Consider the following 25,405-nt stretch of genomic DNA (forward strand, 5'->3'; position numbering starts at 1 on the left):
TCAGGCGGCGCGGCGTTCGTCGGCCTGGCCGCTGCGCGCGGGTCGGCCGGCACGCGCTGCCGGGGCGGCGTAACGGTCGGCGGCCTGCGCCGGGTACGACTCGGCGCGCACCACCCGCAGCGGCCGGTCCACCTCGTCGGCGCCGAACCGCCAGCGCGACGGCGTCGGTTGCCGCTGCGGCGCGGGCCCACCGGGGCGCAGACCGGGCCGGGACAACAGCACGGTGATCAGATAGCCGACCACCAGGAAGCCGTGGCTGACCAGCCGCTCACCGCCCACCGAGCCGGTGGCCAGGTCGTTGACCGAGAGCAGCAGCAAGGTGCCGACGAACGCGCTGAGCATCGGCAGCAGCCCGGCCGGCGGGCTGCGACGCGCCGCCACGAAGAGGAAGCCAGCGCCCACCGCGACGTTCCAGGCGGCTGACTCGTGCCACAGGTGCTGACCGGTGGGGTGCAGGTGATCGGCGGTGGCGCCCCGGCCCACCTGGGCCAGCCCGAGCACCAACTGCACCGCGCCGAGCAGCCCGAGCGCCGCGCGCAGCCCGGCGACCAGCTTGCCGCGCCCGAGCGCCGCGCGCAGCCCGCTGACCGGCCGACCGCCCGCGACCAACCCGCCTCGCCGCCACCACGGCCGGCGGGCCGGTTCCGCCGCGATGGCGGCCAGAATCGCCTCGGTCCGGTCGGGCACGTCGGTGACCAGACGGGTACGAACCCGACGGGTCACCGCAGCCGCCGCCGTGAACCAGGCCCGACAATCGGCACACCCGTCGAGGTGCCCCTGCACCGCCGTCAGTTCGGCGGCGGTCTCCTCCCCGTCCAACTGCGCGGACAGGACCTCCCGCCACTGCTCACACCCCATGTACCGGTAGTCGCTCCGGGGGCCGCTCCGGTTCCCGGCGACCGGGGCCTGTTGTGGAATACTCGCCCGATCATGACGCGTTACGGCCTGCTGATCCTGCCCGCCACCAACCGGGTGTACGCCCGCTCCGCCATCGACCTCACCCGGGCCGAGCTGGAGATCTTCGGTCTCTCGGCCCTCGACGGCCAGATCGGCGAGTTGGACACCGAGGTGGTCGGTGGGGCCTCCTACGTCACCTTCACCGGTGACGGGTTGACCGAGCGGGACCTGACCGTCCTGGGCAATCTCTCCGCCGGGTACGCGCTGTTCGAGATCGTCGGTGAGCTGCTGCGCCCGATCGAGTGGAGCCGGCTGGACCGCTACGACGACGACCTGCTCACCATCCAGAAGTACCCGGGCAAGACCAACGAGCAGTTCACCAAGCTGCTGCTCAACGTCACCCTGCTCGCCTCGGACTGGGCCACCGAGATGACCAGCCGGCGGTTCCGGGTGCTCGACCCGCTCTGCGGCCGAGGCACCACACTCAACCAGGCGCTGATGTACGGCTTCGACGCCGCCGGGATCGAGCGCGACCAGAAGGACGTCGAGGCGTACCGGGCGTTCATCACCACCTGGCTGAAGCAGAAGCGGGTCAAGCACCGGGTGCTGGAGTCCGGTCCGGTGCGGCGGGAGCGCAAGGTGGTCGGCCGGCGGGTGCGGATCGAGCTGGCTCCGACCCGCGAGGAGCACAAGGCCGGTCAGACCCAACTGCTGGACGTGGTCAACGCCGACACCGCCCGCTCGGCGGAGTTCTTCCGCCCGGAGACCGTCGACCTGGTCGTCGCCGACGCGCCCTACGGCGTGCAGCACGGCAGCCGTACGGCCGAGAAGGGCCTGACCCGTGATCCGCTGGCGTTGCTCGCGGACGCCGCGCCGGTCTGGGCGCGGTTGCTGCGTCCCGGCGGTGCGCTCGGAATCTCCTGGAACACCCACGTCGCCAGCCGCGAGGACGCGGCGGCGGCGTTGGCCGATGCCGGGCTGACCGTGGTCGACGCCGAGCCCTACCGCGCGCTGCGGCACCGGGTCGACCAGTCGATCATGCGCGACGTGCTGGTGGCCCGCCGCCCGGCCTGACCCGGCCCACTGCCCGCGCCACCCATCCGGGTCGCGCGTGGTCTCTCTCGTTTGTCCTTTGCTCTGCACCCGCGGAGGCGACACTCACGCTCTGTTGCTGGTGCCTCCGCAGGTGCAGAGCAAAGGGGGCGGACAACAGGCCTTGACCTCGCGGACGGTCCAGGGCCTGTGCCGCATTTCACCTGTTCAGTGCACGGGTGTGAAAACCACGTCAAGAAAAGGTTCGGCTCCGTCATGGTCGCGTTATGACCCCTGCCGACCGGTGGGTGGTGGGGCTTTGATTGCCCGGCGCGACCGGAAGGCGGTCGCGACGAACCTTTCCGGTATGAGGAGTCAGCGTGTCTGACGTGGTGTTCGTGGTCCTGACGGTGGTGCTGTTCGCAGTGCTCGCCCTGGTGGTCCGGGCGGTGGAGAAGCTGTGAACGCGGTCAACGCCGTCGGTCTGGTGCTCGCGATCGTCCTGGGCGCGTTCCTGGTGTTCGCCCTGCTGTTTCCGGAGCGCTTCTGATGACCATGACAACAGCGGGCGTCATCTTCATCGTGACGCTGGTGGCGGCCCTCGTCGCCGTCTACAAGCCGTTCGGTGACTACATGTTCCGGGCGGTCGCCGGGACGAAGCAGTCGCGGGTCGAGCGGAGCATCTTCCGGTTGGTCGGGGTCAACCCCGCCGCCGAGCAGACCTGGGGGGTGTACGCCCGCAGCGTGCTGGCGTTCTCCGCGGTCTCGATCCTGTTCCTGTACCTGTTCCAGCGGGTGCAGAACCACCTGTGGCTGTCCCTGGGCTTCGATCCGGTGGTGCCGCACGGCGCGTGGAACACAGCCGTGTCGTTCGTGACCAACACGAACTGGCAGTCGTACTCGGGTGAGTCGACCATGGGTCACCTGGTGCAGATGGCCGGCCTGGCGGTGCAGAACTTCACCTCCGCGGCGGTCGGTGTCGCGGTGGCGGTCGCCCTGGTACGCGGCTTCGCCCGTAGCCGGACCGGGCAGCTCGGCAACTTCTGGGTCGACCTGACCCGGATCGTGCTGCGGATCCTGCTGCCTATCGCCGTGCTCGGCGCCATCGCGCTGATGATCGGCGGCGTGGTGCAGAACCTCTCCGGCGGCACCGACGTGAGCACGCTGACCGGCGGCACCCAGACCATCACCGGTGGCCCGGTCGCCAGCCAGGAAGTGATCAAGGAGCTGGGCACCAACGGCGGTGGCTTCTACAACGTCAACAGCGCCCACCCGTTCGAGAACCCCACCAGTTGGACGAACTGGCTGGAGATCTTCCTGATCTTCCTGATCCCGTTCAGCCTGCCCCGGGTCTTCGGCCGGATGGTCGGGCAGAACCGGCAGGGCTACGCCATCGCCGCGGTGATGGGCATCCTGGCGGTCGCCAGCGTCGCCATCACCAACATCTTCGAGCTGACCGGCCACGGCACGGTGCCGCAGGCGGTCGGCGCTGCCCTGGAGGGCAAGGAGGTGCGGTTCGACGTCTCGAACTCGGCCACCTTCGCCGCCGCCACGACGCTGACCTCGACCGGTGCGGTCAACTCGTTCCACGACTCGTTCACCTCACTCGGCGGCATGATGACCATGGTCAACATGATGCTCGGCGAAGTTGCGCCAGGTGGTACCGGTTCCGGCCTGTACGGTCTGCTCATCCTCGCGGTGATCACGGTCTTCGTGGCTGGCCTGATGGTGGGTCGCACCCCGGAGTACCTGGGTAAGAAGATCGGGTCGCGGGAGATCAAGTTCGCCTCGCTCTACTTCCTGATCACGCCGATCCTGGTGTTGACCGGTACGGCGGCCGCGTTCGCCACCGGCAACAACTCCACGGCGCTCAACGTCGGCCCGCACGGCCTCTCCGAGGTGCTGTACGCGTTCACCTCGGCCAGCAACAACAACGGCTCAGCCTTCGGCGGCATCACTGTCAACACCACCTGGTGGGACACCGCGCTCGGGTTGTGCATGCTGCTGGGCCGGTTCCTGCCGATCATCTTCGTGCTCGCGTTGGCCGGCTCGCTGGCCCGCCAGGCACCCACCCCCGCGTCCGAGGGCACCCTGCCGACCCACCGACCGCTGTTCATCGGCATGGTCGTCGGCGTCACCGTGGTCCTCGTCGCGCTGACCTTCCTGCCCGCGCTGGCGCTCGGCCCGCTGGCAGAGGGGCTCTGACCATCATGAGGAACGAGGACATGTCCGTCACGTCCGCCCCAACAGAGCAACTCCCCGGCACGCCCGCCACGCAGGGCAACCGAATCGGCGGGGGCCTGCTCGACCCCAAGCAGCTCGTCCGGTCCCTCCCGGACGCGGTACGCAAGCTCAACCCGACCACGCTGTGGCGCAACCCGGTGATGCTGATCGTGGAGGTCGGCGCAGCCTTCACCACGGTCCTGGCGGTGATCGACCCGTCGGTGTTCGCCTGGGCGATCACCATCTGGCTCTGGCTGACCGTGGTGTTCGCCAACCTCGCCGAGGCGGTCGCCGAGGGCCGGGGCAAGGCCCAGGCCGCCGCGCTGCGGCAGGCCAAGCAGGACACCATCGCCACCCGGTTGATCGACTGGAAGCCCGGCGCGCGGGCCAACACCTACCGCGACGAGGCGGTGCCCGCGCCCGCGCTGCGTCAGGGCGACATCGTGCTCATCGAGGCGGGCGGCATCATCCCCGGCGACGGCGACATCGTCGAGGGCATCGCCAGCGTCGACGAGTCGGCAATCACCGGCGAGTCGGCCCCGGTCATCCGGGAGTCCGGTGGTGACCGCAGCGCGGTCACCGGTGGCACCAAGGTGCTCTCCGACCAGATCATCGTGAAGATCACCCAGAAGCCGGGGGAGAGCTTCATCGACCGGATGATCGCCCTGGTCGAGGGCGCCAACCGGCAGAAGACGCCGAACGAGATCGCGCTGAACATCCTGCTCGCCGCGCTCACGGTCATCTTCCTGCTGGCCGTTGTCACCCTCCAGCCGCTGGCGATCTTCTCCAAGGCGTACCAGGCGGCCGCGCCGGACAGCGGGGCGATCACCGGTTCCGGTGTCACCGGTGTCGTGCTGGTCTCGCTGCTGGTCTGCCTGATCCCGACCACCATCGGCGCCCTGCTCTCCGCCATCGGCATCGCCGGCATGGACCGGCTGGTGCAGCGCAACGTCCTCGCCATGAGCGGCCGGGCCGTCGAGGCGGCCGGTGACGTCAACACACTGCTGCTGGACAAGACCGGCACCATCACGCTGGGCAACCGGCAGGCCGCCGAGTTCGTACCAGTCGAGGACATCACGGCCGCGACCGTGGCCGACGCCGCGCAGCTGTCAAGCCTGGCCGACGAGACCCCGGAGGGGCGCTCGGTGGTCGTACTGGCGAAGAACGAGTTCGGGCTGCGCGAACGGGAGCCCGGCGTGATGCCGCACGCCACGTTCGTACCGTTCACCGCGCAGACCCGGATGAGCGGCGTCGACCTCACCCCGGACGCCAGCGTGGAGGGCGGCGCGGTGGGCACGGCCCGCCGGGTCCGCAAGGGTGCCGCCGCCGCCGTGATGAAGTGGGTACGGGAGAACGGCGGTCACCCGACCGAACAGGTCGGCGAGATCGTGGACGCGATCAGCGGCACCGGCGGCACCCCACTGGTGGTCGCCGAGCACATCGACGGTGAACCCGCCCGCGCCCTGGGCGTCATCCACCTCAAGGACGTCGTCAAGTCCGGCATGCGCGAGCGGTTCGACGAGATGCGCCGGATGGGCATCCGGACGGTGATGATCACCGGTGACAACCCGCGCACCGCGAAGGCCATCGCCGACGAGGCCGGGGTGGACGACTTCCTGGCCGAGGCGACGCCGGAGGACAAGCTCGCGCTGATCAAGCGGGAGCAGGAGGGCGGCCGGCTGGTCGCGATGACCGGTGACGGCACCAACGACGCGCCGGCGCTCGCCCAGGCCGACGTCGGGGTGGCCATGAACACCGGTACGTCGGCCGCCAAGGAGGCCGGCAACATGGTCGACCTCGACTCCGACCCGACCAAACTGATCGAGATCGTGGAGATCGGCAAGCAGTTGCTGATCACCCGTGGCGCGCTGACCACGTTCAGCATCGCCAACGACATCGCGAAGTACTTCGCGATCATCCCGGCCATGTTCGCCGGCCTCTACCCGAGCCTGGACGCGCTGAACATCATGCGGCTGTCCAGCCCGGAGTCGGCGATCCTGTCCGCGGTCATCTTCAACGCCCTGGTGATCATCGCGCTGATCCCACTCGCCCTGCGGGGCGTGCGGTACCGGCCGGCGGCCGCGTCGAAGCTGCTCAGCCGCAACCTGCTGGTCTACGGGCTGGGCGGCATCATCGTGCCGTTCATCGGGATCAAACTCATTGACCTGCTCATCCAGTTCATCCCGGGGATTTCGTGATGCGCCTACCGACCTGGATCGCCCAACACCTCGCCGCGCTGCGCGCCGTACTCGTCTTCACGGTGCTGCTCGGCCTGGTCTACCCGCTGGCCCTGGTGGCGCTCGGTCAGCTGCCCGGCCTCAACCACAAGGCCGACGGCTCGCTGATCACCGTGGGCGGGGACACCGTCGGCAGCGCGCTGATCGGCCAGTCCTTCACCGACGCGGACGGCAACCCCGTCGCCCGCTACTTCCAGTCCCGCCCGTCCGCCGCTGGCGACGGCTACGACCCGACCTCCACCTCGGCCAGCAACCTGGGGCCGGAGAGCGTGGTCGACACCATCGCCACCGACCCGGAGGAGTCCAGCGAGAGCCTGCTCACCCAGGTGTGCGGGCGCAGCAAGTCCGTCGGTGAACTCAACGGCGTCGACGGCCGGCGCCCCTACTGCACCGACGACGGGGTGGGCGCCGTGCTCGCGGTCTTCCGCGCCGACGGTCTGACCGGCCCGGTCACCCGGGTGGTCAGCGTCAACCAGGCCGCCCCGGCCACTCCGTTCGTCACCGAGTACGAGGGTGTCCTTGTGGAGCCGGCCCAGCCCGGCGAGGACTACGTGGCGGCCGGCGGGGTGGTCACCCCGATCCGCGGCGACGCGCCCGCCGAGCCTGCAGTGCCCGCCGACGCGGTCACCGCCAGCGGCAGCGGTCTCGACCCGCAGATCAGCCCGGCGTACGCCGAGTTGCAGGTGAACCGGGTCGCGCGCGAGCGCGGCGCGGACCCGGCGGCGGTCCGCAAGCTGGTCAAGGAGCACACCCACGGGCGCGGGCTCGGCTTCATGGGCGAGCCCGGGGTCAACGTGTTGGAGCTCAACATCGCCCTCGACAAGCAGTTCGCCGCACGCTGAGCACACTCTGGGCGGGGCCGTGCCAACCGGGCACGGCCCCGCACGCCGATCTGACCAGGGAGGATGATCCCCGTGCCACGCGGAGAACTGCGCATCTATCTCGGGGCCGCCCCCGGCGTCGGTAAGACGTACGCCATGTTGGAGGAAGCCCAGCGGCGGGCCGCGCGCGGCACCGACGTGGTGATCGGCTTCGTGGAAACCCACGGTCGCCAGCACACCGCCGCGATGCTCGCCGACCTGGAGCAGATGCCCCGCCGCACGATGGAGTACCGGGGCGTCGAGTTCACCGAGATGGACCTCGACGCGGTGCTGGCCCGCCGACCGGAGATCGCGGTGGTCGACGAGTTGGCGCACAGCAACGTGCCCGGTTCCCGGCACGACAAGCGCTGGCAGGACATCCAGGAGCTGCTCGACGCGGGGATCGACGTGCTGTCCACGGTCAACGTGCAGCACCTGGAGTCGGTCAACGACGTCGTCGCGCAGATCACCGGCACCACCCAGCGGGAGACCGTGCCGGACGAGATCGTCCGCGCCGCCGAACAGGTCGAGCTGGTCGACATGACCCCCGAGGCGCTGCGCCGGCGGATGGCGCACGGCAACATCTACCGACCCGACAAGATCGACGCCGCGCTGGGCAACTACTTCCGGGTCGGCAACCTCACCGCGTTGCGCGAACTGGCGCTGATCTGGCTGGCCGACAAGGTCGACGAGCAGCTCGACCGCTACCGCAGCCAACAGGGCATCGCCGCCACCTGGGAGGCCCGGGAACGGGTCGTGGTGGCACTGACCGGTGGCCCGGAGGGTGAGACGCTGATCCGGCGGGCGGCCCGGGTCGCGGCCCGCAGCAAGGGCGCCGACCTGCTAGCCGTGCATGTGGCCCGCAGCGACGGCCTGGCCGGCGCCGACCCGGCCCAACTGGCCCGTCAGCGGGTGCTCGTGGAGAGCCTGGGTGGCACCTACCACCAGGTGCTCGGCACCGACGTGCCGGCCGCTCTGCTGGACTTCGCCCAGGGCGTGAACGCCACCCAGTTGGTGCTCGGCGCCAGCCGACGGGGTCGCCTCGCGCAGATCTTCGCCCGGGGCGTCGGGGTGACCACCACAGCGCTCTCCGGATCGATCGACGTGCACCTGGTCACCCACAAGCAGGCCGGCAAGGGCCGTCGAGCCATGGCCGTGCCGGCGGCGCTGTCCCGGCGTCGACGGCTGCTCGGCTTCGGTCTGGCCGCGCTGGGGATGCCGCTGCTCACCCTGCTGCTGAGGACACTGCCCGACCTGACGCTGACCAACGACATCCTGCTGTTCCTCGCCGGGGTCGTCGGTGTCGCGCTGGTCGGTGGGGTGTGGCCGGCCCTGGTCGCCGCGCTCGGCGGCTCGCTGCTGCTCAACTGGTTCTTCACACCGCCCTACCGCACGTTGACCATCGCCGAGGCCGACAACCTGCTCGCCCTGGCCGTCTTCGTCGCCGTGGCGCTGGCGGTGAGCTGGGTCGTCGACGTGGCCGCCCGACGGACCCGGGAGGCCGCCCGCGCCGCCGCCGACGCGCAGACCCTCGCCGCCCTCGCCGGTGGCGTGCTGCGCGGCGAACGCCCACTTCCCGCACTGCTGGAACAGCTCCGGGAGACCTTCGGGCTGCGCGCCGTGAGCGTCCTGGAGCTGGCCGAGGACGCCAGCGGGCGCCCCGAACGGGCCCGCGAGGAGCACGCCTGGTGTGTCGTCGCCAGCGTCGGCGAGAGCCCGCCCTGCACACCCGAAGGCGGTGAGACGACGGTACCGGTCGACGAACGGATCACCGTCGTGCTCTGCGGCCGACGGCTGGAGGCCGCCGACCGGCGCATCGTCGAGGCGTTCGCCGCCCAGGCCGCCGTCGCGCTGCGCCAGGAGCGGCTCGCCGAGGAGGCCGCCACCGCCCGGCCGCTGGCCGCCGCGGACCGGATGCGCACCGCGCTGCTCGCCGCGGTCAGCCACGACCTGCGTACGCCGCTGGCGTCCGCGAAGGCGGCGGTGACCAGTCTGCGCAGCCACGACATCGAGTTCGACGAGTCCGACCGTGAGGAGTTGCTGGAGACCGCCGAGGAGTCACTGGACCGGCTCGCCCGGCTGGTCGGCAACCTGCTGGACATGAGCCGGCTCCAGGCCGGTGTCCTCGGCATCACGGCCACGGCGATCGGCCTGGAGGACGCCGTACCCCTGGCGTTGGACGAACTTGGCCCGGCGGCCGCGACGGTCGGCACGGACATCCCGGCCGACCTGCCGGCCGCCACCGCCGACCCGGGCCTGCTGGAACGGGTGCTGGTCAACATCGTCGCCAACGCGCTGCGTTACAGCCCGTCGGACCAGCCGCCCACGATCACCGCCAGCGCGCACGCCGGCCAGGTGGAGCTGCGGGTGATCGACCGGGGGCCGGGCATCCCGGAGGACCAGTGGGAGCACGTCTTCCTGCCGTTCCAACGCCTCGGCGACCGGGACAACCAGACCGGTGTCGGTCTCGGACTCGCCCTGTCCCGAGGGTTGGCCGAGGCGATGGGTGGCAGCATCACCCCGGAGACCACGCCCGGCGGTGGGCTCACCATGGTGCTGCGGTTGCCCGCCGCGCCGACCAGCTCGGAGGGGTCGCAGGAATGACGCGCATCCTGGTCGTCGACGACGAACCGCAGATCCTCCGCGCCCTGCGGATCAACCTGCGGGCCCGCCGGTACGACGTGGACGTCGCCGCGACCGGCGCCGCCGCGTTGAAGGCCGCCGCCAGCCACCCGCCCGACCTGGTGGTGCTGGATCTCGGTCTGCCCGACATCGACGGGGTGGAGGTGATCCGCGGCCTGCGCGGATGGACCGCCGTGCCGATCATCGTGCTCTCCGGCCGGGCCGGCAGCGAGGACAAGGTCGCGGCGCTCGACGCCGGCGCCGACGACTACGTCACGAAGCCGTTCGGGGTGGAGGAACTGCTGGCCCGCATCCGTGCCGTCACCCGTCGTCTCGGCGGGCCCAGCGAGGCGGTGCCGGCGTTGCGGATCGGCCAGCACACCGTCGACCTGGCCGACCACAGCGTGCGGCGCGACGACGGCACCGAGGTCAAGTTGACCCCGATCCAGTGGAGCGTGCTGGAGAAGCTGCTGCGTCACCCCGGCAAGCTGGTCAGTCAGCGTCAGCTCCTCCAGGACGTGTGGGGGCCGGAATACCAGAACGAGACCAACTACCTGCGGCAGTACCTGGCCCAGCTGCGGCGCAAGCTGGAGGACGACCCGGCCCGCCCCCGCCACCTCATCACCGAGCCGGGAATGGGCTACCGCTACCGCCCCTGACTCGTTGACACGCGCCTGTGGACATCGCGTACTCCGGCGGGGTGACCACCGGAGCGTCGATCGGACGGGCGGCGGTCTTCGGATCCAGCGGCGGTGCCACCAGCAGCGGGTCGACCTGGATCACGTCGATACCGAGAGGGCGCAGCATGCCGCGCAGCGCGGACTCGCACAACTCCTCCCACTGCTGGTCGGCACCCATTGCGGTGACCAGCAGCTCGGGTCGGGTGAAGGCGATGCCCACCCGTTGCCCCTGTGGCGAACGGCCGGTCCGCACCGTCCGCACCAGCCGCCCCGGCAGATCGCGCACCGGAACGGCGTAAATTATCGGGGCCTCGTCCATGATCGGGTTGGTCCTTTCCGAAAGGAAGCGGTCGTCGGCGGGGCGGCTCATGCGGCGGACACCGCCCACGCCGGGGCGTCCTTCCCGGTACGCGGGTCCGCGGGCGTGGTCAGGTCGAGCGCGCGGAGGATGTAGTTGGCCACGGCGACCTCCACCCCGGCGCGGCGGCGCAGGTCGGCCACGGCGCGGTGCAGCACCGTCATGCTGTCGGCGGAGAGCCGCACCACGGCGTCGACGTCGGCGGCGATCCACCACGCGTCGACGGCGCAGGGCTCGTGCCGCAGGTACTCCACCAGGTGACTGCCGGGCGCGGACGGGCCGAGCCGGACGCTGACCAGCGCCTCGTGCCGCCGTACCGGCTCTTCCGCGCTGGTCGCGGGCTCGCCGGGGCCGTTGTCTGTGTCGGTGCCGGCTGGCGATCCACCGCGTTCCCAGCGTGTCATCCGCCAAGGACTCATGGACCCATCGTCACCACCGGAAGGCGGTGCAGCGCCCGTCGATACGCGCTTTCGACGGGTCACCGCCAATTCTTGACGCCGCGTTCACGCGGCTGCCAGGCCGGCCCACAGACACGGGGAGTAGCGTTCCGGACGAACCAAGATCGGCGTACGAGGAGGCTCCTGTGCAGACGACGGTGGACATCCCGACGAGTGACGGAGTGGCGGACGCGTCCCTCATCCGGCCCGACGGGGACGGCCCGTTCCCGGCGGTCCTGCTCTTCATGGATGCCTTCGGGCCGCGTCCGCGCCTGGTGGAGATGGCGGAGCGGATCGCCGAGCGCGGTTACCTGGTGCTGACGCCCCACCTGTTCTACCGAGGCGGCCGGGCACCAATGTTCGACCTGTCCCGGCTCGGTGAGGCCGACCAGCGCGGTGCGCTCTTCGCGAAGATCGCGCCGCTGGCCCAGGCGCTGACCCCCGAGGCGATCAGCCGGGACACCGCCGCGTACCTCGACTTCCTGGCCGCCCGCGACGACGTCCGGCCGGGCCCGGTCGCGATCACCGGCTACTGCCTGGGCGGCACCAACGCGCTGCGGGCCATCGAGGCACACCCCGACCGCATCGCGGCCGTCGCCAGCTTCCACGGCGGGCACCTCGTCACCGACGCGCCGGACAGCCCGCACCGGGGCGTCGGCTCGATCACCGGCGAGGTGTACTTCGGGCACGCCGACGCCGACCAGTCGATGACGCCCGAGCAGATCGCCACGCTGGAGCAGGCGCTCGACGCCGCCGGCGTGCGCTACCGCTCCGAGGTGTACGAGGGCGCCCACCACGGCTTCACCATGGCCGACACCCCCATGTACGACGAGAAGGCCACCGAGCGTCACTGGGCCGCCCTGTTCGACGTCCTGGACCGCACCCTGCCTGCGAGCTGACGAGCCCGCCGGCCCGGATCAGCGGCGCAGCAGCACCGGGCCGGCGTCGATGCGGGTGCGGAACAGCGCGTACGGCTTGCGCCGGAGGTCCTGGCCCCGCTGGTACTGCGGCTGGCGGTGCAGTTGGTTTGCGGTGACGTAGAGGTACCCGTCGGTGGCCACCGACATGGTGTCCGGCCAGAGTAGCCGCGGATCGTGGACCAGCGTCTCGTACTCGCCGTCGGGCAGTCGACGCAGCACCGCGTTGTGCTCGTACGAGGTCAGGTAGAGCCGCCCCGCGTCGTCACTCTCCAACCCGTCCGAGGCGGTGCCCCGGTCGCCCTCGTCGACGACTGTCTCCGCGACCGCCTCCTGGGTGACGCCCGGGTCGGCCAGCGCCTCGGTGGACACGCTGTGCAGGCGCCGGGATGCCAACGGGCAGTAGTAGAGCCGGGTGCCGTCGGCGGAGATGGCGATGCCGTCGGAGCCCATGCTCACCGGCTTCGGTGGGCCGTCCGCCGGGCGTTCGAGGAACGGTCGGCCCTCGACCACCGGGCGGAACGACGTCAGCGGCTCCGCCTTGGTGGACGGGTGGTCGTGCAGCCGTCGCCAGGACGCACCGCTGGCCAGGTCCACCACGATGATCCCGTTCGGGCCGGAGTCCGCCGAGTCGGTGATGTACGCGATCCCAGCCTCGCCCCGCCGCAGGTCGAAGCGGACGTCGTTGAGGTACGTCGTCGGCAGCGCGACGTCCGTCGGGAAGGTGATCACCTGGGCCACCGTGTCGGTGTCCAGGTCGACGCGGACCAGCTTCGGGCCGCCCGGTTTCGTGGGCTGGAACATCGGGCTGCCGGTGTCCAGCACCCAGAGCCGGTCGGCCGGGTCGACCACGATGCTCTGCACCGACACGAACGCGCCCGCGTCGTCGTCGCCGGACGGGTCGTTCCACTGCTGGTCGGGGTAGGGCACCTCCTGGCCGTCGCGCAGCTCGACGACGGTGGCCGGCACCTCGTCGCCCCACTTGGGGAAGTTGACGAAGATCCGGCCCTGGTGCGAGACGCTCACGCCGGTCGGCATGGGGCCGGTGAAGGTGTGCACCAGCTCCAACTCGCCGACCGGCTCGTCGCCGACCGGCCCGTTCACGACTCCCGCCCCATGGTGCTCATCGTCCCGCCCCCTCCAGTCGGCCCGTTGTCCCGCTTCGGCGGGACTATTCCCGCCCCGGCGTCCGATATGCCTGCGGCCAGCTGCGCCTGCGGTCAGCTTGGGGGCGCGGTGGCGCCCGCAGCGGGCAGGCCGGGGACCTCGACGTCCACCGCGAGCAGCGCGCCGTCCGCCGGGCCGGCGGTGTCCAGCCCCACGCGGGCGGTGCCAACGAAGAGTCGGCGCAGGTCGGGGCCGCCCAGGCAGATGCCGGCCGGCTGCTTCGCCGGTAGCCGGATCTCCCGGTCGAGGGTGCCGTCGGGACGGTAGCGGCGTACCGCGGAACCGCCCCACAGCGCGATCCAGAGATGGCCGGCCGCGTCCACCGTCATACCGTCCGGGCCGCCGTCGGCGGAGGAGATCCGCAGGAACGGCTCCCGCCCGTGCAGGGCCCCGGTCTCCGGGTCGACGGTGAACCGGTCGACGGCGCCAAGCGGCGTGTCGGCCAGGTACATGGTGGTGCCGGCGGCGTCGAAGGCCGGCCCGTTCGGGATGGTCAGCCCGGTCACTGCGGGCACCGGCTCGGCGCCCGGGGTGAGACGGAACAACGTGCCTCCGCCGGGCACCGCGGCGTACGTCATGCTGCCAGCCCAGAAGCGGCCGTGCGGGTCGGCGACCGCGTCGTTCATCCGGGTGGGCTCGGGTGCGTCACCGACCAGGTCGGCGACGGGTCGGGGGTCGTCGGCGGCGGTGAGCAGGCTGATGCCGGTTCCGGCGGCGGCGAGCCAGTCGCCGGGTCGGCCAGCCACCGGGGCGACCGCGCCGAGCGGGACGTCGAGGCGGCGCAGCTCCCGCAGCGGGGTCGGGGCGTCGCCGTCGGTCTCCAGCAGTCGCCCGGCCAGCAGGTCGACCAGGACCAGCCGGTCGTCGACCCAGCGCAGCCCCTCGCCCAGCTCCAACCGGTCGGTGCTCCAGATGGTCGGCTCGGTCAGCTCCATGGTGGTCCTCCAAAGGATCGTCAGCGGACGGTACCGCCGGGGCCATGGTCGAGCAGCGCCAGCTCGGCCCGGTCGGGCAGGCCCTCCCAGTCGCCCCGGGTGGCCACCGCGAACGCCCCGGTGGTGACCGCCCGGTCCAGCCGGGCCGGGACGTCGGCGCCGTCGAGCCAGCCGGAGAGCAAGCCGGCCACGAAGGCGTCGCCCGCGCCGACGGTGTCCACCACGGGCACCGTCCGGGCTGGACGGTGCACGACGCCGGTCGCGCTGTGGCTGGTCGCTCCGCCAGCACCGTGCTTGACCACGACCTCGGTCACGCCGGCCGAGAGTAACGCCGATGCCGGGTCGGTCGCGCCGGTCAGCACGGCCAGCTCGTCGTCGGAGGCGACCACCAGATCGATCGAGGGCAGCAGCGGTCGCAGCGCGTCCGCCGCCTCGGCGACCGACCAGAGCCGCTGCCGGTGGTTGACGTCCAGGCAGACGGTGGTGCCGGCCGCGCGGGCGCGCCGGACGGCCTCCACCACCGCCTGGTACGGCTCGACGCCGAGCGCGCAGGTGATGCCGGTGACGTGCAGCAGCCGGGGTGGAGGCCCGGGCGCGTCGAAGGCCGGTGTCACGTCGACCGGGCCCAGCTGGGAGCCGGCGGAGCCGGTGCGGTGGTAGGTGACCCGGTTGATGTCGGCGACCCGGTTCTCGAAGAGGATCAGGCCGGTCGGAGCGGTCGGGTCGACCCGGGACCAGCGCAGGTCGACACCCTCGGCGCGCAGCGTACGGCGGACCAGTTCGCCGGGCTCGTCGGCGCCGGTGACCCCGATCCAGGCGGCCTGGTGGCCCAGCCGAGCCAACCCGATCGCCACCGTCGACTCGGAACCGGCGACGGAGATCCCGGCGGTGCCGCCCAGTCGCAGCGGCCCGGTGGTGCGGAAGGCCGCCATCGTCTCGCCGAGCGTGAGCAGGTCGGTCATCGCCGGACCGCCGCGAGGAAGGCCGCGGCGCGCTCGCGCAGCGCCGCCGGGTCGCCACCGCGAACGGCGTCACCGAGCAGCGGGGAGCCGACGCCGACCGCGACCGCACCCCGGTCCAGGTACTGTCGCGCGCCGTCCGCGTCGACCCCACCGACCGGTACGAACGCGGTGCCGGGGAACGGGTCACGCAGCGCGCCGAGGTAGTCGGGCCCACCCAGGGAGGCCGGGAAGAGCTTGATCGCGGTGGCCCCACCGCTGCTGGCCTGCACCACCTCGGTGGGGGTGAGCGCACCGGCGAGCACCGGCAACCCGAGCCGGCCACCTTCGGCGAGGCTGGCGGAGATCGCCGGGGTGACCAGGAAGGCGGCGCCCGCGTCGGCCGCCGCGCGGGCGTCCTCGGCGCTGAGCACGGTGCCCGCGCCCAGGGCGTAGTCAGGCCCGAGGGCGGCCCGGGCACGTCGGATGACGTCCAGCGCGTCGGGGCTGGTGAGCGAGACCTCGACCAGTGCGACGCCGCTCTCGGCCAGCGTGAGCACGGCGGCCAGCGCCGCCGCCGGGTCGGGGCCGCGCACGATCGCCAGCAGCCGGTGGGTACGCAACTCGTCGAGCAGGTTCATCGCGGATGTCCTCAGGGGTGCGGTGGGCGGAGATGGTGAGTCGCCAGGCGATTTCACCGGCGGCGGGAACCACTGCCGCGTCGGACGGGCCGGCGTCGGCCAGGTCGAAGGCGGCGCCGAGCATCGGTTCGACCCCGATGCTGCGGTAGGGGCTGTTGGCCGGCCAGCCGCCCAGGCCTCCTCGGGTCGTCGGCGCCTCAGCCGTCAGCTTCGCCGGATCAGACCCGGGCCGGCGGCGATGTCGATCTCGCCGTCGTCCACCTCGTGGCCGGCCGCGCAGCGGAGTACCGCGCGGACCGGCTCGCCGCAGTCGTGGTGGGTGGCGACGACGGACGGGCCGGCGTCGTCGGCGGCCCAGGTGTCGCCCCAGTTGCGCAGCGCGGTGATCACGGGCAGCAGTTCGTGGCCCTTGCGGGTGAGCTGGTATTCGTGGCGGGTGCGCTGACCCGGCTCCCGGTAGGGGATGCGTTCGAGCAGGTTGGCGGCGACCATTTCCTTGAGTCGGGCGGCCATGGCGGGCTCGCCGACGCCGACCCGGCGGACGAAGTCGTCGAAGCGGCGTGTGCCGAGCAGCGCCTCACGCATGATCAGGACCGTCGACCTGCTGCCGACGATGTCCATCGCCCGGGCTACCGAGCAGTTCTCGCTCGACCAGGAGTCGCGATCTTCTCGGAGGTCCTCCATGCCGTCCAGCGTACCTGACTTGCGTAAAAGCTAGCCAGGTGGTTCACTTGGCCGTCGCTGGCTTATGCGAACGCAAGTCAGCCCGACGAGCATCGAGGACGCCAGTGACCACCAACACCACGGCCCCGACCGCAGCCACACCCGGGCCGGCCACCGCCAGGTCCCTTCGCGGTTCCCGCCCGGTGACCCTGATCGCCATGTGCCTGGGCGCGATGATCACGTTCCTCCAGATCACCGCGACGGTCTCCGCCCTGACGACCATCCAGCGCGATCTTCGGGTCGACCCGACCACCGTGATCTGGATCCCCAGCGCCTACACCCTGGTCGTGGCCAGCGCGGTGCTGTCCGCCGCCACCCTCGGCAACCGCTACGGACGCAGGCGTATGTTCGGCGCCGGCATCCTCGCCATGATCGTGGGCGGTGCCGTGGTGGCCGGTGCCCCCACCGTGGCCTGGGTGATCGTGGGGCAGTTGGTCGCCGGCCTCGGCGGGGCCCTGATCCTGCCCAACAGCCTGGCGATCCTCGGCGCGACCTTCACCGACCCGCACCGCCGTACCGAGGTCATCACCGCGTGGGCGGCCGCCTCCGGCATCGGGCTCGCGATCGGCCCGCTCATCGCCGGCACCCTGCTGAAGCACTACGCGTGGCACAGCGTCTACCTGTCGACGATCGTGCTGGGCGTGGTCACCCTCGTCGTCGCCGCCATCGGAGTGGCCGAGTCCCGGCCGAGCGCAGGCCGACTCGACGTACCCGGCCTGCTGCTCGGCACCGTCGCCATCGCCGCGGCCGTCTACGCCCTGATCCAGGGCGGCAAGGACGGCTACACCAGCCCGGTGGTGACGGTGGCCTGGATCGCCGCGGCTGCCGCGCTTGTCGCGTTCGTCCTGGTCGAGCTGCGTTCCGATGCGCCGATGCTCGACATACGGCTGTTCCGGTCCGCGTCGTTCAGCGCCGTCATGGTCGTCGCCGCGGTGTCGCTGTTCGGCTTCACCGGCGTGGCGATCCTGCTGGTCCTCTTCCACGAACGTGTCCAGGCACTCAGCCCGCTGGACACCGGCTGGCGGATGCTGGTGCTCTTCGGCGCCTACGTGGTCGTCGCCTTCGGCGCCGGGCGGGCGATCCGTCGTACCGGCTTCAAAGCGCCGCTCACCCTCGGCCTGGTCCTCGGTGCGGTGGCGAGCTTCGGCCTGGCGGCTCAGGGTCCCACCGCGTCGTTCGGTCACCGGTGGGCGCTGTTCGCCTTGTTCGGTGCCGCAGGCGGCCTTGTGGTGGCTCCGGCGACCGCCGCCGCGTTGGCCAGCGTCGCGCCCGCGCAGGCCGGGATGGCCTCCGGCGCGGTCAACGCCGCCCGACAGGTCGGCTCCGTGCTGGGCACGTCCCTGCTGGGCACGCTGCTCACCACCACGATGCTGGCCGACCTGCCCGACCGGTTGGCCGCGCACCAGGTCGCCGAACCCACCCGTGGCGCCGTGCAGGCGGCGGTGGCCGCCGGTGTCACCGGCGACCAGCCGCTGCCCGACCCGGTCCGGGCGGCGATCGCCGAAGCCATGACCTCCGGCGTCCAGGCCGGGTTGCGGATCAACGGCATCGTCTTCCTCGTCACCGCCGTGCTCACGCTCGCCCTCGTCCGCAACCGGCCGCACCAGCACTGAGACCGGCCGCACCAGCACTGAGGCCAGCGCGCCGACTGCGCCGATCGCCACGAAGATCAGCCGATGCCGGTCAACCCGTGGTCACGGCCGCGGTGACCTCGACCTCCAGCACCGCGCCGTCGAGAAAGAGCCGGCTCACCTCGACGGTGGTGCTGGCGGGCCTGGTCTGCCCGAAGTAGCGGTTGCGGACGTCCGCATAGCCGGCCAGGTCGCCGAGGTCGGTCATGAACGTCCGGATGTGCAGCACGTCGGCGAAGGTGGCGCCGTGCGCCGCGAGCAGCGCGCCGATCAACTCGAAGATCCGTTCGGACTGCGTCCGCACGTCGCCGGGTGCGACCACCGCGCCGACGTCGTCCACACCGACCTGACCGGAGAGCATCAGCAGCGCGCCCCCTGGCAGGTCGAGGCGAGCGACGTGCGCGAACCGGTCGCCGAACGGCGCGGCGACGGTCGTCGGGTTGTCCAGGGTCAGGTTCACTGATTCTCCTCGGAAGCGGCGGCGTCGGTGAGACGGGCGATGTCGTCCTGCGGATGGCGCGCGGCCGCCAGCGCCGACGCGGCGGCGCGCAGCAGGGGCACCGGCGCGTCGCCGAGCACGTCGAGGGCGAGTCGGGCGTCCTTGGCGGCCAGGGCGGCGGCGAACGCGGCGTCCGTGGCGGTCGCCCGGGCGACCGCGCCGCCGAGCGGTCCGGTGCCAAGTGCATCGATCGCGGTACGTCGGTCGACGCCGACGGCGTCCGCGACGGTGAGCGTGTCCGCGACCGCGGTGACAGCGGTGATCAGCGCGGTGTTGAGCACCAGCTTCAACGCGGCGCCCCGGCCGGAGCCGCCGCAGCGACGGACGGTGCCCAACGTCCCCAGCAGCGGGGCGATCCGCTCGACGACCGCCTCTTGCCCGCCGGCCAGGACCACGAGTTGGCCCGTCTCGGCAGCCCCGGCACTGCCGGCGACCGGAGCGTCAACCAGCGGTACTCCCGCCGGCAGCAGGGTGGCCAGTTCGGCCACGGCCCGGGGACCGATGGTGGACATCTCGATCACGGGGGTGCCCGCCCGCAGCGCCAGTGCCGCACCGGAGTCGACCAACGTGTGCCGGACGGCCACCGCATCGGTGAGCATGGTGATCACCACGTCGGCGTCGCGGACCGCCTCGGCTGGGCTGCCGGCGGCTCGCGCCCCGGCGTCGATGAGCGGCGCCGTGCGGGCGGACGTGCGATTCCAGACGGTGAGCCGATGCCCGGTGGCCAGCAGCCGACGGCCGATCGCGGTGCCCATCGTGCCCGTACCCAAGAGGGCGATCTCGAACATGTCGCCAACGCTAGGGGGCGGAAAGTCATGCCACCAGCGACTGTTATGCATCGTTGCCATGCTGCGGGAGCATGGCACGATGCAGCTGAACGCGCTCCAGGTCTTCCGTGCCGTCGCCGAGCACGGCTCCATCACGGCTGCGGCCCGCAGCCTGCGCTACACCCAGTCGGCGGTGTCCCGACAGATCGCCGCACTGGAAGCCGAGACCGGGTCGCCGTTGCTGGACCGGTTGCCGCGCGGTGTCGCCCTGACCGAGCAGGGCCGTTGCCTGCTCGGCCACGCCGAGGCGGTGCTCGACCGGCTGGACACCGCCCGGCGGGACCTGGCGGCGCTGCGCGACCTGTCCGCCGGCCGGTTGCGGGTCGGCGCGTTCCCCACGGCGGTCGCCGCGCTTGTGCCACGTGCTCTGGCCAGCTTCAGGTCCGAGCATCCCGAGGTGGCCCTGTCGCTGGTCGAAGGGCTCACGCCCGGGCTGCTGGAGCGCCTGGTCGACGGCGACGCCGACGTCGCCGTGGTGAGCGCCGCGTCGGACAAGCCGCTCGACGGCGACCAGTTCGACCTGCACCACCTCGTCGACGAGACGCTTCTGGTGGCCGTTCCCCGGACGCATCGGCTGGCCCACCGGCGGACCATCCGCCTGCGCGACCTGGCCGACGAGTCGTTCATCGCCGGCTCGGCGACCGCCGAGGAGACCCTGCTGCGGGCGACCCTACCGGCGGGTTTTCGCCCGCGCATCGACATCGTCGCGGCCGAGTGGACCGGCAAGCTCGGCTGTGTCGCGGCAGGTCTGGGCGTCGCGCTGGTGCCGGCCCTGGCCGTACGCGCCGCTCCATCCGACCTGACCCTGCTCCGCCTGCACCCCGACGACGTCTCCGTCCGGCGGATCTTCGCCGCGACCGTCGCCGGGCGGAGCCGACCACCGGCGGTGCGGCGCTTCCTCACCCATCTGGACCGGGCGGCGGGCCTGAGTGAAGCGGGCGGGTGACGCGGACCGCCGCACGGCGGTCCGCGTCCCGGCGTCAGCCGCCGATGGTGTCGAGCTCTTCGATCGCGTCGGCCGGCAGCTTCAGGTCGGCAGCGGCGATGTTCTCCCGCAGGTGCGCCAGCGTCGAGGTGCCCGGGATCAGCACCGTGGTGGGGGAGCGCTGGAGCAGCCACGCCAGGGCGACCTGCTGCGGCGACGACCCCACCCGGGCGGCCACGTCGTTGAGTGTGTCGGACTGCAACGGCGTGAAACCGCCGAGCGGGAAGAACGCGGCGAACGCGATGTTCTCCGCCGCGCACCGGTCCACCAGGGCGTCGTCCTGCCGGTTGGCGAGGTTGTAAAGGTTCTGGACAGTGACCACCGGGGCGATGGCCTGGGCCTCGGTCAGCTGGTCGAGCGTGACGTTGCTGAGGCCGAGGTGACGGATCAGCCCCTCCTGCCGCAGTTCGGCGAGGGCGCCGAACTGCTCGGAGAGGGGATCGTCGCCGGTGCCCTCCGCCACACCGACCCGCAGGTTGACCACGTCGAGGACGTCCAGGCCGAGGTGCTGGAGGTTGTCCCGGACCTGCGCCTTCAGTTCGTCCGGCTCCAGCGCCGGGATCCAGGAGCGGTCGGCGCCGCGGCGCGCGCCGACCTTGGTGACCAGGTGCAGATCCTCGGGGTACGGGTGCAGCGCCTCGCGGATCAGCTCGTTCACCACCACCGGGCCGTAGAAGTCGCTGGTGTCGATGTGCCGGACACCGAGGTCGACGGCTTCGCGGAGCACGGCGATCGCCTGCTCGCGGTCGCGGGGCGGGCCGAAGACACCCGGGCCGGCCAACTGCATCGCCCCGTAGCCCATCCGGCTGAGGGTGAGGCCGTCAGCCAGGGTCAGGGACCCGCCGGGAAGGTTCTCGCTCATGTCGTCCTCTATCCGTGATCGGGGTGGGTATGCGTCGACTGTGCGTCGGGGGTCAGCCGGCCGGCAGGGCGAGCTGTTCCTGGTAGTGACACAGCCAGTCACCGGGCGGCCCGGCGATCTACCGTCGGTCTCATGGACGCAACGAACCCGCTCGGCGACTTTCTGCGTGCCCGCCGGGAGCAGACCCGGCCCGAGGACGTCGGGCTCGGCCCGGGAGTGGGCCTGCGCCGGGTGCCGGGGCTGCGGCGCGAGGAGGTGGCGATGCTGGCCGGGATCAGCGCCGACTACTACCTGCGGTTGGAGCAGGGCCGCGAGCGGCATCCGTCGGTGCAGGTCCTCGATGCCCTGGCCGGGGTGCTGGGGTTGGACCCGGAGGCGACCGCGTACATGATCGGGCTGAGCCGTGCGCGGTCGCGCCGGGCAGCCCGACCGGCCGTTGACCGGGTGCCGGCCAGCATCCTGCACCTGCTGCGGCAGCTCGACATGCCGGCCTTCGTGCAGAACCGCCACCTCGACATCCTGGCCTCGAACCCGATGGCGAGGGCACTGTCGCCGAATCTCGCCCCGGGCGCCAACCGACTCCGCGCGGTGTTTCTGGATGAGGCCGAGCGGGAGCTGTTCCGCGACTGGCGGCAGGCGATGCAGAGCGTGGTGGGGCAGATGCGCGCCGACTCGGGCGGGGCCACCGACGATCCCCGGTTGACGGCGTTGGTGGGGGAGCTGTCACTCAAGAGCGACTGCTTCCGCCGGTTGTGGGCGCGTCACGAGGTGCGTCGGCGGGAGGGCGTGGTCAGCCGGCTGCGTCATCCCGAGGTGGGTGACCTCGACCTGTACTGCGACAAGCTCGCGGTCGCGGGCGCCGACGGGCAGCTGCTGGTGATCTACCACGCCGAGCCGGGTACGGAGTCGGCACGCTCGTTGGCGCTGCTCGGCTCGATCGCCGCCAGCACCCGGGACGACACCCCGGACAGTCTCCGACCTGGTGACCCGGCCCGGCTCTACCCGTCGGAGTGAGCTGACTCGGTAGGGATGTGCTCGTAGCGCTTGCGCATGGCCTCGCTGGCGGCCGGGCCGGCGGCGAAGACGAAGTCGGCGTCGTCGAGCGGACGCCCGGTGCTGCGATCCACGATCACCGGGTCGGCCTCCACGCCGGTGTTCCGGTCGACCAGGATCATGCTGCGCTCGCTCGGGTCGAGGCGTGAGTTGCCCCAGGCGGCGAGGGCGACGACGACGGGCCGCAGGCTGCGACCGAGGTCGGTGAGGACATACTCGTAGCGGTCGGGCCTGGTCTGGTAGCGGCGTCGTTCGAGCAGCCCCTGCCCGGTCAGGGTCTTGAGTCGGCTGGTCAGGATGCTGGACGAGACGCCCAGGTTGGCCTGGAACTGATCGAAGCGGGTGTAGCCGTCGAAGGCGTCATGCAGGATCAGCAGCGTCCACCACTCGCCCACGTGGCCCAGTGCGCTGGACAGCGGGCATTCGCGGTCCTCCAGCCGGATCTTCCCTGCCACGGGTGTGCCCTTCTCCGAGTCGGTGCAGTCGGTGCTAGTGTCGAAGTCAGTAGGTGCTATTTCAGCAGTAACTATACGACGTCCTCACGACGTCGGCTTCCTGCTGCCCAGCCACGTCCGGGGAGGAACGCGACACCATGATTGCCACCCAGGCCGCACCGGCCATCATCCGCCGCTATTTCGAGCTGGCCGGCCAGCCCGACTCGGAGGACTACTTCGGTCTCTTCGCCGAGGACGCCGTGGTCGAGGACGAGTCGACCGAGTACCGGGGCATCGAGGCCATCCGCCGGTGGCGTCGAGCCGTGCCGCTGGTGTCGTACGAGATCACCGACATCGAGGAGACTCCCGCTGGCACGATCGTGACCGCGACGATCACCGGCGACTTTCCCGGCAGTCCCTTCGCCGGGCTCCGCTACCGCTTCAGTGACTACGACGAGAGCGCGATCCGGGCCCTGCGGATCGCGCCCTGACCGTCGAGGGTTGACGACACATGTTTGTGAGTGCACACTTACAAACATGCGATCGACCGCCGAGGCCCGCCGGGTCACCGTCCTGAGCGCCGCGGTGTCGGCCTTTGCGCGCACCGGCTTCCACGCCACCCCGGTCACCGCCGTGGCCGCCGCCGCCGGCATCTCCGAGGCGTACGTCTTCCGGCTCTTCTCCGGCAAGCTCGGGTTGTTCGTGGCGTCGGCCGCTGCGTGCTTCGACCGGATCGCCGCGGCGATCGAAGCGGGGGCAGAGCGCGCCACGGGCGACAGCCCGGAGGAGATCCTCGACGCGATGGGTGACGCCTACGCGGAGCTGATCGCCGATCGCAATCTCCTGCTCTTTCAGGTCCAGGCGCAGGCCGTCACGGACATCCCCGAGATCGCCGAGGCGGTGCGGGCCGGCTACCGGCAGGTCGCCACCCTCGTGCAGAGCCGGGCCGGCGCCAGCGACGCACAGGTGCAGCAGTTCTTCGCCTACGGCCAGCTCTGCCACCTGATCGTGACCGCCGGCCTGGAGCAGGTCTCCGAACCGTGGGCTCGCGCCCTGACCGCCGGCATCCGCCACCCCTGACCCGACGTACGACCCCAGGGCCGCACCCGCGGCCCACTTTTTCGCCTCGATAAGTGTGTGAGTGCACACTTACAAACAAGGGAGAGCCCGATGACGACCGATGCGATGATCACTGAAGTGGTGCTGCCCGGCGTGGTGGAGCCCGACGGCCTCCGGCTGCGCCGCCGTCCCATGCCCGCCCCGGCCCCGGGGCAGGCGCTCGTCCAGGTCGAGGCCACCGGCATCTCGTTCGCCGAGCAGCAGATGCGTCACGACCTCTACCCCGGCCAGCCGAAGTTCCCGTTCGTGCCCGGCTACGACCTCGTCGGCACCGTCCGGGCGGTCGGTCCCGGCGGCGACAACTCACTGGTCGGCACCCGGGTCGCGGCGGTCACCAAGACCGGCGGCTGGGCCTCGCACGCGCTGGCCGACATCGACGCCCTGGCCCCGGTACCCGCTGGTCTCGACCCCGCCGAGGCCGAGACCGTCGTCGTCAACGGGGTCACCGCCTGGCAGATGGTGCGGGGCGCCGACCTGCGCGCCGGGCAGACCATCCTCGTGCACGGCGCGAACGGCGGCGTCGGGACCGTGCTCGTCCAGCTTGGACGCCACCTCGGCCTGCGGGTCATCGGCACCGCCGCCGTACGGCACCATGCCGCGCTGCGCGAACTCGGCGTCGAACCGCTCGACTACCGCGACCCGAACATGGCCGCGCGCGTCCGCGAGCTGTCGCCGGGTGGCGTCGACGCCGTCTTCGACCCGGTCGCCGGCCCGGGCGTACGCACCTCGTACGACCTGCTCGCTCCGCGCGGCAAGCTGGTCGTCTACGGCAACGCCGCCGCCGTGGGCTCCGGCCAGTCGGTCGTGTGGGTCTTCGTGAAGCTGCTGGCCCGCCTCTACACCTGGAACGCGCTGCCGAACGGCCACCGGGCCGGTTTCTACAACTTCTGGGCCGGTCACCTCACCCGCCGCACCGCGTTCCGGCGCCGTCTGCGCACCGACCTCGGCATCGTGCTCGACCTGCTGCGGCAAGGAGTGATCGTGCCGCAGATCGCCGCCCGCTACCCGCTCAGCGAGGTTTCCGCCGCACTGGTGTTCGCCGAGACCCGCAGCCGGCCCGGCAAGGTGGTGCTGGAGCCCTGACCATCACACACGTGTCCGGCAGGCCTCGCCACCGGTGCGTATGCAGTCGAGGGCCCCGAGGGCGTACGGTGGACACGTCGCCCGGGATCCCGGTGGCCGCCAGACGCCGTCGCCACCAGCCCATCAGGGGCGTTACCGATCGTCATCCCCGTCGCCGCGACTCTTTGGCCGTGTCGGCCGATCGCCGAGCACGTGCCGGCTGTCGGGTTCCGCCGTCATCGCGGTCGGAACAGTTGGTGGTCCGG

Annotated in this window: 26 protein-coding genes; 14 read left to right on the forward strand and 12 right to left on the reverse strand. The window is 71.7% G+C overall.

Annotation, left to right across the window (positions count from 1 at the left end; translation table 11 throughout):
* Complete coding sequence (locus tag CLT68_RS09275; RefSeq protein WP_099850150.1) at positions 1–858, reverse strand: zf-HC2 domain-containing protein; 858 nt, start codon at positions 856–858, stop codon at positions 1–3.
* A 72-nt stretch (positions 859–930) separates the two neighbouring features.
* Between CLT68_RS09275 and CLT68_RS09280 the strand changes: the two genes are divergently transcribed.
* From CLT68_RS09280 to CLT68_RS09315, 7 genes are all read left to right on the forward strand, one after another.
* A complete protein-coding gene (locus CLT68_RS09280; protein ID WP_088951294.1) occupies positions 931–1,971 on the forward strand; it encodes a TRM11 family SAM-dependent methyltransferase in 1,041 nt (346 codons plus the stop codon).
* Positions 1,972–2,389: 418 nt separating this feature from the next.
* Complete coding sequence (kdpF, locus tag CLT68_RS09290; RefSeq protein WP_036390805.1) at positions 2,390–2,479, forward strand: K(+)-transporting ATPase subunit F; 90 nt, start codon at positions 2,390–2,392, stop codon at positions 2,477–2,479.
* The gene (gene kdpA, locus CLT68_RS09295; protein ID WP_099850154.1) at positions 2,479–4,134 is read left to right on the forward strand and encodes a potassium-transporting ATPase subunit KdpA; all 1,656 of its coding nucleotides are present in this window, start codon (positions 2,479–2,481) and stop codon (positions 4,132–4,134) included. Before kdpF ends, kdpA begins: the two co-directional genes overlap by 1 nt.
* Positions 4,135–4,154: 20 nt before the next feature.
* Positions 4,155–6,350 carry a potassium-transporting ATPase subunit KdpB gene (kdpB, locus tag CLT68_RS09300; protein WP_099850156.1) on the forward strand — a complete coding sequence of 732 codons (2,196 nt, stop codon included), beginning with the start codon at positions 4,155–4,157 and terminating at the stop codon, positions 6,348–6,350.
* The gene (locus CLT68_RS09305; RefSeq protein ID WP_099850159.1) at positions 6,350–7,231 is read left to right on the forward strand and encodes a potassium-transporting ATPase subunit C; all 882 of its coding nucleotides are present in this window, start codon (positions 6,350–6,352) and stop codon (positions 7,229–7,231) included. Before kdpB ends, CLT68_RS09305 begins: the two co-directional genes overlap by 1 nt.
* Positions 7,232–7,303: 72 nt before the next feature.
* Positions 7,304–9,853 (forward strand): DUF4118 domain-containing protein, encoded by a 2,550-nt coding sequence (locus CLT68_RS09310; protein ID WP_099850161.1) that lies wholly within the window; start codon positions 7,304–7,306, stop codon positions 9,851–9,853.
* Positions 9,850–10,530, forward strand: a complete 681-nt coding sequence (locus CLT68_RS09315; protein ID WP_088951300.1) for a response regulator — start codon at positions 9,850–9,852, stop codon at positions 10,528–10,530. The genes CLT68_RS09310 and CLT68_RS09315 overlap by 4 nt, the downstream gene beginning before the upstream one ends.
* On the opposite strand, the gene CLT68_RS09320 is transcribed toward CLT68_RS09315, so the two are convergent.
* Together CLT68_RS09320 and CLT68_RS09325 are read right to left on the reverse strand one after the other, a co-directional pair.
* The gene (locus CLT68_RS09320) at positions 10,493–10,870 is read right to left on the reverse strand and encodes an SAV_915 family protein (RefSeq protein ID WP_199177011.1); all 378 of its coding nucleotides are present in this window, start codon (positions 10,868–10,870) and stop codon (positions 10,493–10,495) included. The genes CLT68_RS09315 and CLT68_RS09320 overlap by 38 nt on opposite strands.
* Positions 10,871–10,917: 47 nt before the next feature.
* Positions 10,918–11,328 carry a hypothetical protein gene (locus CLT68_RS09325; protein ID WP_143743152.1) on the reverse strand — a complete coding sequence of 137 codons (411 nt, stop codon included), beginning with the start codon at positions 11,326–11,328 and terminating at the stop codon, positions 10,918–10,920.
* 164 nt (positions 11,329–11,492) lie between these two features.
* On the opposite strand from CLT68_RS09325, the gene CLT68_RS09330 reads away from it, so the two are divergent.
* A complete protein-coding gene (locus CLT68_RS09330; RefSeq protein WP_099850163.1) occupies positions 11,493–12,245 on the forward strand; it encodes a dienelactone hydrolase family protein in 753 nt (250 codons plus the stop codon).
* Positions 12,246–12,263: 18 nt separating this feature from the next.
* Here the strand turns inward: CLT68_RS09330 and CLT68_RS09335 are convergent, their stop codons facing one another.
* From CLT68_RS09335 to CLT68_RS09355, 5 genes are all read right to left on the reverse strand, one after another.
* Positions 12,264–13,367 carry an L-dopachrome tautomerase-related protein gene (locus CLT68_RS09335; RefSeq protein WP_088951304.1) on the reverse strand — a complete coding sequence of 368 codons (1,104 nt, stop codon included), beginning with the start codon at positions 13,365–13,367 and terminating at the stop codon, positions 12,264–12,266.
* A 116-nt stretch (positions 13,368–13,483) separates the two neighbouring features.
* Positions 13,484–14,365 (reverse strand): SMP-30/gluconolactonase/LRE family protein, encoded by an 882-nt coding sequence (locus tag CLT68_RS09340; protein WP_099850165.1) that lies wholly within the window; start codon positions 14,363–14,365, stop codon positions 13,484–13,486.
* 20 nt (positions 14,366–14,385) lie between these two features.
* Entirely contained in the window at positions 14,386–15,327 is a 942-nt protein-coding gene (locus tag CLT68_RS09345; RefSeq protein WP_099850167.1) for a sugar kinase, read from the reverse strand.
* Positions 15,324–15,944, reverse strand: coding sequence for a bifunctional 4-hydroxy-2-oxoglutarate aldolase/2-dehydro-3-deoxy-phosphogluconate aldolase (locus CLT68_RS09350; RefSeq protein ID WP_099850169.1), 621 nt, complete (start codon positions 15,942–15,944; stop codon positions 15,324–15,326). Before CLT68_RS09350 ends, CLT68_RS09345 begins: the two co-directional genes overlap by 4 nt.
* 204 nt (positions 15,945–16,148) lie before the next feature.
* Complete coding sequence (locus CLT68_RS09355; RefSeq protein ID WP_099850171.1) at positions 16,149–16,628, reverse strand: winged helix-turn-helix transcriptional regulator; 480 nt, start codon at positions 16,626–16,628, stop codon at positions 16,149–16,151.
* A 104-nt stretch (positions 16,629–16,732) separates the two neighbouring features.
* Here CLT68_RS09355 and CLT68_RS09360 point away from each other — a divergent pair, with 104 nt between their 5' ends.
* Complete coding sequence (locus CLT68_RS09360; RefSeq protein WP_486482117.1) at positions 16,733–18,280, forward strand: MFS transporter; 1,548 nt, start codon at positions 16,733–16,735, stop codon at positions 18,278–18,280.
* Positions 18,281–18,350: 70 nt separating this feature from the next.
* Here CLT68_RS09360 and CLT68_RS09365 read toward each other — a convergent pair whose 3' ends face one another.
* Both CLT68_RS09365 and CLT68_RS09370 read right to left on the reverse strand, forming a co-directional pair.
* Positions 18,351–18,758: a RidA family protein gene (locus CLT68_RS09365; RefSeq protein WP_199177012.1), complete on the reverse strand. Its 408-nt coding sequence runs from the start codon at positions 18,756–18,758 to the stop codon at positions 18,351–18,353.
* Positions 18,755–19,717: an NAD(P)-dependent oxidoreductase gene (locus CLT68_RS09370; RefSeq protein WP_486482118.1), complete on the reverse strand. Its 963-nt coding sequence runs from the start codon at positions 19,715–19,717 to the stop codon at positions 18,755–18,757. The genes CLT68_RS09365 and CLT68_RS09370 overlap by 4 nt, the downstream gene beginning before the upstream one ends.
* Between CLT68_RS09370 and CLT68_RS09375 the strand changes: the two genes are divergently transcribed.
* Positions 19,665–20,570 carry a LysR family transcriptional regulator gene (locus CLT68_RS09375; protein ID WP_099856965.1) on the forward strand — a complete coding sequence of 302 codons (906 nt, stop codon included), beginning with the start codon at positions 19,665–19,667 and terminating at the stop codon, positions 20,568–20,570. The two genes, CLT68_RS09370 and CLT68_RS09375, sit on opposite strands and share 53 nt — an antisense overlap.
* A 34-nt stretch (positions 20,571–20,604) precedes the next feature.
* Here the strand turns inward: CLT68_RS09375 and CLT68_RS09380 are convergent, their stop codons facing one another.
* The gene (locus tag CLT68_RS09380; protein ID WP_099850174.1) at positions 20,605–21,471 is read right to left on the reverse strand and encodes an oxidoreductase; all 867 of its coding nucleotides are present in this window, start codon (positions 21,469–21,471) and stop codon (positions 20,605–20,607) included.
* A 132-nt stretch (positions 21,472–21,603) separates the two neighbouring features.
* On the opposite strand from CLT68_RS09380, the gene CLT68_RS09385 reads away from it, so the two are divergent.
* Positions 21,604–22,485 carry an MmyB family transcriptional regulator gene (locus CLT68_RS09385; RefSeq protein ID WP_099850176.1) on the forward strand — a complete coding sequence of 294 codons (882 nt, stop codon included), beginning with the start codon at positions 21,604–21,606 and terminating at the stop codon, positions 22,483–22,485.
* Here CLT68_RS09385 and CLT68_RS09390 read toward each other — a convergent pair.
* Positions 22,470–22,979, reverse strand: a complete 510-nt coding sequence (locus CLT68_RS09390) for a winged helix-turn-helix transcriptional regulator (protein ID WP_088951322.1) — start codon at positions 22,977–22,979, stop codon at positions 22,470–22,472. The two genes, CLT68_RS09385 and CLT68_RS09390, sit on opposite strands and share 16 nt — an antisense overlap.
* 137 nt (positions 22,980–23,116) lie before the next feature.
* On the opposite strand from CLT68_RS09390, the gene CLT68_RS09395 reads away from it, so the two are divergent.
* The 3 genes from CLT68_RS09395 (at position 23,117) to CLT68_RS09405 (ending at position 25,160) form a co-directional block, all read left to right on the forward strand.
* The gene (locus tag CLT68_RS09395) at positions 23,117–23,449 is read left to right on the forward strand and encodes a nuclear transport factor 2 family protein (protein ID WP_099850178.1); all 333 of its coding nucleotides are present in this window, start codon (positions 23,117–23,119) and stop codon (positions 23,447–23,449) included.
* A gap of 46 nt (positions 23,450–23,495) precedes the next feature.
* Positions 23,496–24,038, forward strand: coding sequence for a TetR/AcrR family transcriptional regulator (locus tag CLT68_RS09400; protein ID WP_099850179.1), 543 nt, complete (start codon positions 23,496–23,498; stop codon positions 24,036–24,038).
* A gap of 90 nt (positions 24,039–24,128) precedes the next feature.
* Positions 24,129–25,160, forward strand: a complete 1,032-nt coding sequence (locus CLT68_RS09405; protein WP_099850181.1) for a medium chain dehydrogenase/reductase family protein — start codon at positions 24,129–24,131, stop codon at positions 25,158–25,160.
* The last annotated feature ends 245 nt before the right edge of the window (positions 25,161–25,405 follow it).

The sequence above is a fragment of the Micromonospora sp. CNZ299 genome (assembly GCF_002754415.1).